Annotated in this window: 6 protein-coding genes; all 6 read left to right on the top strand. The window is 70.1% G+C overall.

Annotated elements, in window-relative coordinates; translation table 11 throughout:
• A partial coding sequence (locus AC31A1_RS46115; protein WP_489659049.1) for a hypothetical protein occupies positions 1-871 on the top strand: 871 nt, incomplete at its 5' end.
• Positions 868-1,581 carry an SPDY domain-containing protein gene (locus tag AC31A1_RS46110; protein WP_489659048.1) on the top strand — a complete coding sequence of 238 codons (714 nt, stop codon included), beginning with the start codon at positions 868-870 and terminating at the stop codon, positions 1,579-1,581. The genes AC31A1_RS46115 and AC31A1_RS46110, both read left to right, overlap by 4 nt.
• Before the next feature lie 175 nt (positions 1,582-1,756).
• A complete protein-coding gene (locus tag AC31A1_RS46105; protein ID WP_489659047.1) occupies positions 1,757-2,428 on the top strand; it encodes a hypothetical protein in 672 nt (223 codons plus the stop codon).
• A gap of 110 nt (positions 2,429-2,538) precedes the next feature.
• On the top strand, positions 2,539-3,411 hold the full coding sequence (locus tag AC31A1_RS46100; protein WP_489659051.1) for an adenine nucleotide alpha hydrolase family protein: 873 nt from the start codon (positions 2,539-2,541) through the stop codon (positions 3,409-3,411).
• A 5-nt stretch (positions 3,412-3,416) separates the two neighbouring features.
• A complete protein-coding gene (locus tag AC31A1_RS46095) occupies positions 3,417-4,682 on the top strand; it encodes a DNA cytosine methyltransferase (protein ID WP_489659050.1) in 1,266 nt (421 codons plus the stop codon).
• Positions 4,682-5,227: DnaB-like helicase N-terminal domain-containing protein (locus AC31A1_RS46090; RefSeq protein WP_489659046.1), on the top strand; the 546-nt coding region annotated here is incomplete at its 3' end. The genes AC31A1_RS46095 and AC31A1_RS46090, both read left to right, overlap by 1 nt.

The raw sequence follows: 5,227 nt of genomic DNA, 5'->3' as shown, positions 1-5,227 counted from the left end.
AGCCCACCCCATCTCCACACCCCCACTCGACCTCAAGGAATTCGTCCGCCAACTCCGGGACCTCGCAGGGGACTTCGAAGCCCTCCGCGCACGCGTACGCGACGTCTCCTACACCCCCGGCACGGACGCGCTGCGCCGCATCAGCCCCCTCTTGATCAAGGCGCAGGACCTCACGGCCACCGCCGTCGCCCGACTGACCACGCTCGACAACAGCGCGTACACCGACATCGCCGGCAGCCGCGCCAGCCTGAATCTGCTGGCCTCAGTCGTGTCCTCTTCGTCGCTCGCCGGCACCGACATCGCCCACGCGCTGCTCGCCAACCCCTACGAGGGCCAGCAGCACGTCGGCAATCCCCGTCCAGCCGACGACGACGCGGTGCGTACCGCGCGGCACGCCGAGGCCATTCCGCAGATGGCCGGTCACCTCGACGATGCCGCCCACCAGCTCGACCTGAGCGCGATCGGATGCCGCTACCTGGCCCACGGCATCACCGATGACCTGGCATCCGCACAGGACCACCAGGCGGCATCCGCTCAGCAGACAACCGCGCCCGCTCTCACCCGCCCCCAGTACGACGCCCTCACGTCTCTCGTGGGCGGCGGCCGACTGTATGAGAGTCTCCAGCGCGGAGCGGGCGTCACACGCGTAGCGACCAGCGACGGCGTCCGCGTATCCATCGCCACCTACCGGGCCCTGGCCAGGCACGGAATGGTCACCGCCGACACCAGCACGTCGCTATACCACGGCCAGAAGATCACCGTCACGGAGCTGGGGCGGCGCTCTCTTGCCCAGTCCCGCCCGCACACCGCGCCGACAACCGTGGCGGCAACGCCGCCCAAGTCCGCTGTGAGGCAAGGGGCAAGCCGGTGAACCCGTACATGCCCGACGACCGCGTCATGATCTCGCCCCGGTACATGGCCGGCGCCGGCGACCGGATCGCCGACGTGATCGGACCCCTCATCCACCTCTTCGGCTGGCGCCACGAACACGACGCCGACACCGGGCACATCAAGATCGACAGCCCCGACGCCAGCCTGTTCCTCGACTTCAACCCGCTGCACCCCCTTGGCCGGTGGGTCACCGTCGCCCACCATGAGCCGTTCTGGGAAGCGATGTTCAGCAGGGAGGCGCCCCTGGAGGCCGTCGCCGCGGTCACCCAGGCGCTGCCCCAGCTGCTCGGCGATGCCCGTCACGCCGACCGCATCCCGATCACGGACATGCCCCTGGACCAACTCGCCGCGCTGCACGACTGGTCCGCCCACGGTGACGTCCTCACCTCACCCGACCTGTACTGTCGACTGCACCACACGCCCGGCGAGGACATCTCCTGGCGGGTCGAGCACGCCTACTGCGAAGACGCGCCGCTGGCCACGTTCACCCAGGACGCGCCCGAGGCCCTCGTCCGCAATTTCTTCGACGCCCTGGCCACCCCCTTCGCCGTGGAGCGGGCCTACGCCGACGTGCCCACCATCACGCGGCACGCAAACAGCGCCCTGATCACCCCCGTCCGCCGAACCCCGGCAAATCCACGACTCGACCACGCCCTCGCCCAGCTCGACCGCGCCGCACGCCGCCGCTGACCCCCACCGAAACGGCTCCCGGCTGACCCCGAACACCGCACCCACCGCCCCCGCCGAACAACTCCTGCTCCTCGGCTCCGACTTCACCCGCTACAACGACGCACTCCTGCGGCACCCGCTGGGCGGCACCCGCACCGCAGCCGGCCTCACCGAACAGGCCGCATCCGCAGGGCAGTTGGCCCGATCGGCGGCCGACATCGTGGACACCCTCAATGCCCAGCGGAAGATGTACCGCAGCCCCGCGATCAGTTCTGTGTACGCGCGCGTCCGCCAGCTGGCCCACCTGGCCACAGGCTCAGCCGACCACCTCCTGGCCAGCGTGGAAATCCTCGATGCCACGCGCGCCGGACTTCCCGTCGAGATCGACGACTCGCTCCTGGTCACGCTGACCGACCACCAAGCCCGGTGGGAGGCCGGCAGGCGCGTCGCCCTCGTCACGCATCTGACCGCACTCGGAGCCGACGACGCGCTGGCGACCGCTGAGCTGTTCGTCACCGAGCGCTCTCACCGGGGCTTCCCGCCCCTCCACCACCCACCTGCCCTCACCACCGCCCAGGATGCCGCGCTGCGCGCCGTCGCACGGGGCGACGTGACGATCGACCGCAACAAACCCTTCGTCCGCCACGAGAACCTCCGCGTGAGCATCAGCACCATCCGCGCCCTCGAAGCCCGGCGCCTCGTGGACCGCGAGAAATTCCCCGAGTGGCCCCACTACGAGCGGGTCCACCTCACCCCCGAAGGCTGCCGCGATCTTGCCGCCTCCTTCTGCCGGCCGAAGGCCCCCACACTCACCACCACACGCCCGGCAGCGGCCCTGCCCAAAGCCACCGCCGGCCGTACCCGCTGACCCCGCAACCCACACTCCGCTCGGCATCACCACGCCCTCACCCACGGAATTCCATGACCACCCCCACCCTGAAGATCCTCTCGCTAGGTGCCGGAGTCCAATCCAGCACCCTGCTCGCCCTGTCCGCGCAAGGGATTCTCCCGAAGGCCGACTACGCCATTTTCGCCGATACCGGCTGGGAGCCCCGCACGGTCTACTCTCACCTCAACCGCCTCGTACGAGAAATCGCCGATCCCGCCGGAATACCCGTGCTACGTGTCATCTCCGGGAATATCCGAGACGACGCTCTCGACCCCGGCCACCGGTTCGCATCCATGCCCCTCTACGTCCTCAACGAGGACGGGAAACAAGGCATGACCAGGCGACAGTGCACCGGGGAATACAAGATAAAGCCGATCAAGAAGAAGGTCCGGGAACTTCTCGGATACCCCTATCCGCAGCGCATCCCGAAGGAAATCTTCGTCGAGCAGTGGGTAGGTATCTCGACCGATGAATTCCATCGGGCCAAGGACGCCGACGTCCGCTACATGCGCAACCGCCACCCCCTGATAGACCTCAACTGGTCGCGCACGGACTGCATCCGATATCTCACGTCCATCGGTCTGACGGACACGCCGAAATCATCCTGCCTGGGCTGCCCTTTTCACGGCAACGCGCAGTGGCGCACCATCCGGGACACAAGTCCGCAGGAATGGCAGGACGTGGTCGCCTTCGACGCGGCCATCCGTCAGGGCAACGCCCGCGCGAACGCGTCCGGGAACCCACTGCTGGGGCAGGCGTTCCTGCACCGCTCCCGTGTCCCGCTCGACCAGGCCCCCATCGACCATGTCACGGCCGCCGAATGGGCAGCGCGCCAGCAGGAGATCGACGACTCTGCGGCCTCGGCCGAAGAGTCGGAGGACGGCGTGGTCGACGGCTGTTCTCCCTGGGCCTGCCGCGGAGAGGCCGAGCCCGTGCAGGACGACTTCGGGCTCGCTTGTTGAGGCGGATCATCCTCGACCTGTTCGCCGGGCCCGGCGGCTGGAGTCACGCGCTCACCGTCCTCGGCGCGCGGGATGTCGGCCTGGAGTGGGACGAGTGGGCCTGCAAGACCCGTGCCCGGGCCGGGCAGTTGACGATCCGGACCGACGTCGCCGCCTATCCGGCACGGATCTTCTCCGGCCGGATCCTCGGACTGATCGCCTCCCCTCCCTGTCAGGCATGGAGCATGGCGGGCAAGCGCCTCGGCCTGGTCGACCAGCCCCTCGTCCACCAGGCCGTCGCCGACCTCGCCGCCGGACGCGACACCCGCCAGAGACTGCTCGGCGCGTGCGCGGACGCCCGCTCGCTCCTCGCCGCCGAGCCCATGCGCTACCTGCACGCCCTGAACACGGCAGGCGAGCCCGAATGGGTGCTCATGGAGGAGGTCCCCGACGTCCTGCCCCTGTGGCGGCAGTACGCGGCGATCCTGCGGACCTGGGGATTCTCCGTGTGGAGCGGCATCCTCAACGCCGCCGACTACGGCGTCCCTCAGACGAGGAAGCGGGCGATCCTGCTCGCCTCCCGCACTCGCACCGCCGCACCGCCGCCGCCCACCCACGCACAGTCCGCCGAACCGGAATCGCTCTTCGGCCCCGGCCGGGCCCGCTGGGTGTCCATGGCCGAAGCCCTGGGCTGGGGCGCCACCGACCGTCCCGTGCCCACCGTGTGCGCGGGCGGCGGGCCAGGAGGCGGCCCCGAGCCCTTCCCCTCCGGCTCGCGCAAGACCCTGACCGACGCCCGCGACCGCGGCACCTGGACGCCCCACCCCGACGCCGAACTCGTCCTGGCCTCCCGCCGCGAGGGCTCCGGCTGGGCCGTCCGGCCCGGTGAGAACCGCCCCGCAGATGCTCCGGCTCCCCAGTTCACCGCCGAGGCGCACCGCTGGTCGTGGTCACTGCGCAGCAACAACCAGACCAACGCCACCGTGCGCAGGGCCAGCCAGCCCGCCGGCACCCTGTTCTTCGGCCACCGCGCCAACGAATGCCTCTGGATCCCGGACCCCGCCTCCGGCCTTCCGGACGACGAGCAGCAAGCGGCACCGGCTCCGATCAAGATCACCGCGCGGGAAGCGGGCGTGCTGCAGAGCTTCCCCGCCGACTATCCCTGGCAGGGCAACAAAGGCCAGACCTTCTCCCAGATCGGCAACGCCGTCCCCCCGCGCCTAGCCGCCCACCTGCTCTCCCCGCACCTCAACAAGCCCTTCAACCCCGACGACTTCAGCCTCGCCGCCTGATGCCCCATACCCCCGAACCCGACGAGGACGACGACCTCGACCTCACGCCCGCGCCGAAGCCGGTCCACTACGCCGAACAGGCCCTGCTCGGCGCCCTCCTCCTCGAACCCGATCGTCTGACCGACACCGAGCCACTGATCGCCCAGCACTTCGACAGCCACACCCATGCCGCACTGTTCACCGCGATCCGCACGCTCCCGCCGCCCGACCCGGCCGACCACGCCAAGGACACCGCCTGGCTCAACGCCGTGCTGGAGCACGCGCGTCCGCACGCTCCCGGCCTGAACACCTCCTACCTTCACGCCCTCGTCCAGTTCTGCCCGCGGTCACAGCACGCGGCGGCTTACGCGAGGATGATCCGCGCCGACAACGCCCGCCGGGTCCTGCGCGCCCACGCCGAACGCCTCGCGTCCACCGCGAGCGACCAGGGACTGCCCAACCCTGCCGCCGCGACGCTCGGCATCGCCGACGACATCGGCCGCGTCCTGGACGCCCTCGCCGCACAGTTCGCCCCGCACCCCGGCTCCTTCCCCCGTACCGCACTC

The sequence above is a fragment of the Streptomyces sp. P5F9 genome (assembly GCF_057961495.1).
Note: the sequence above shows the minus strand (reverse complement) of the source record. Positions and strands in the feature narration are given on the sequence as shown.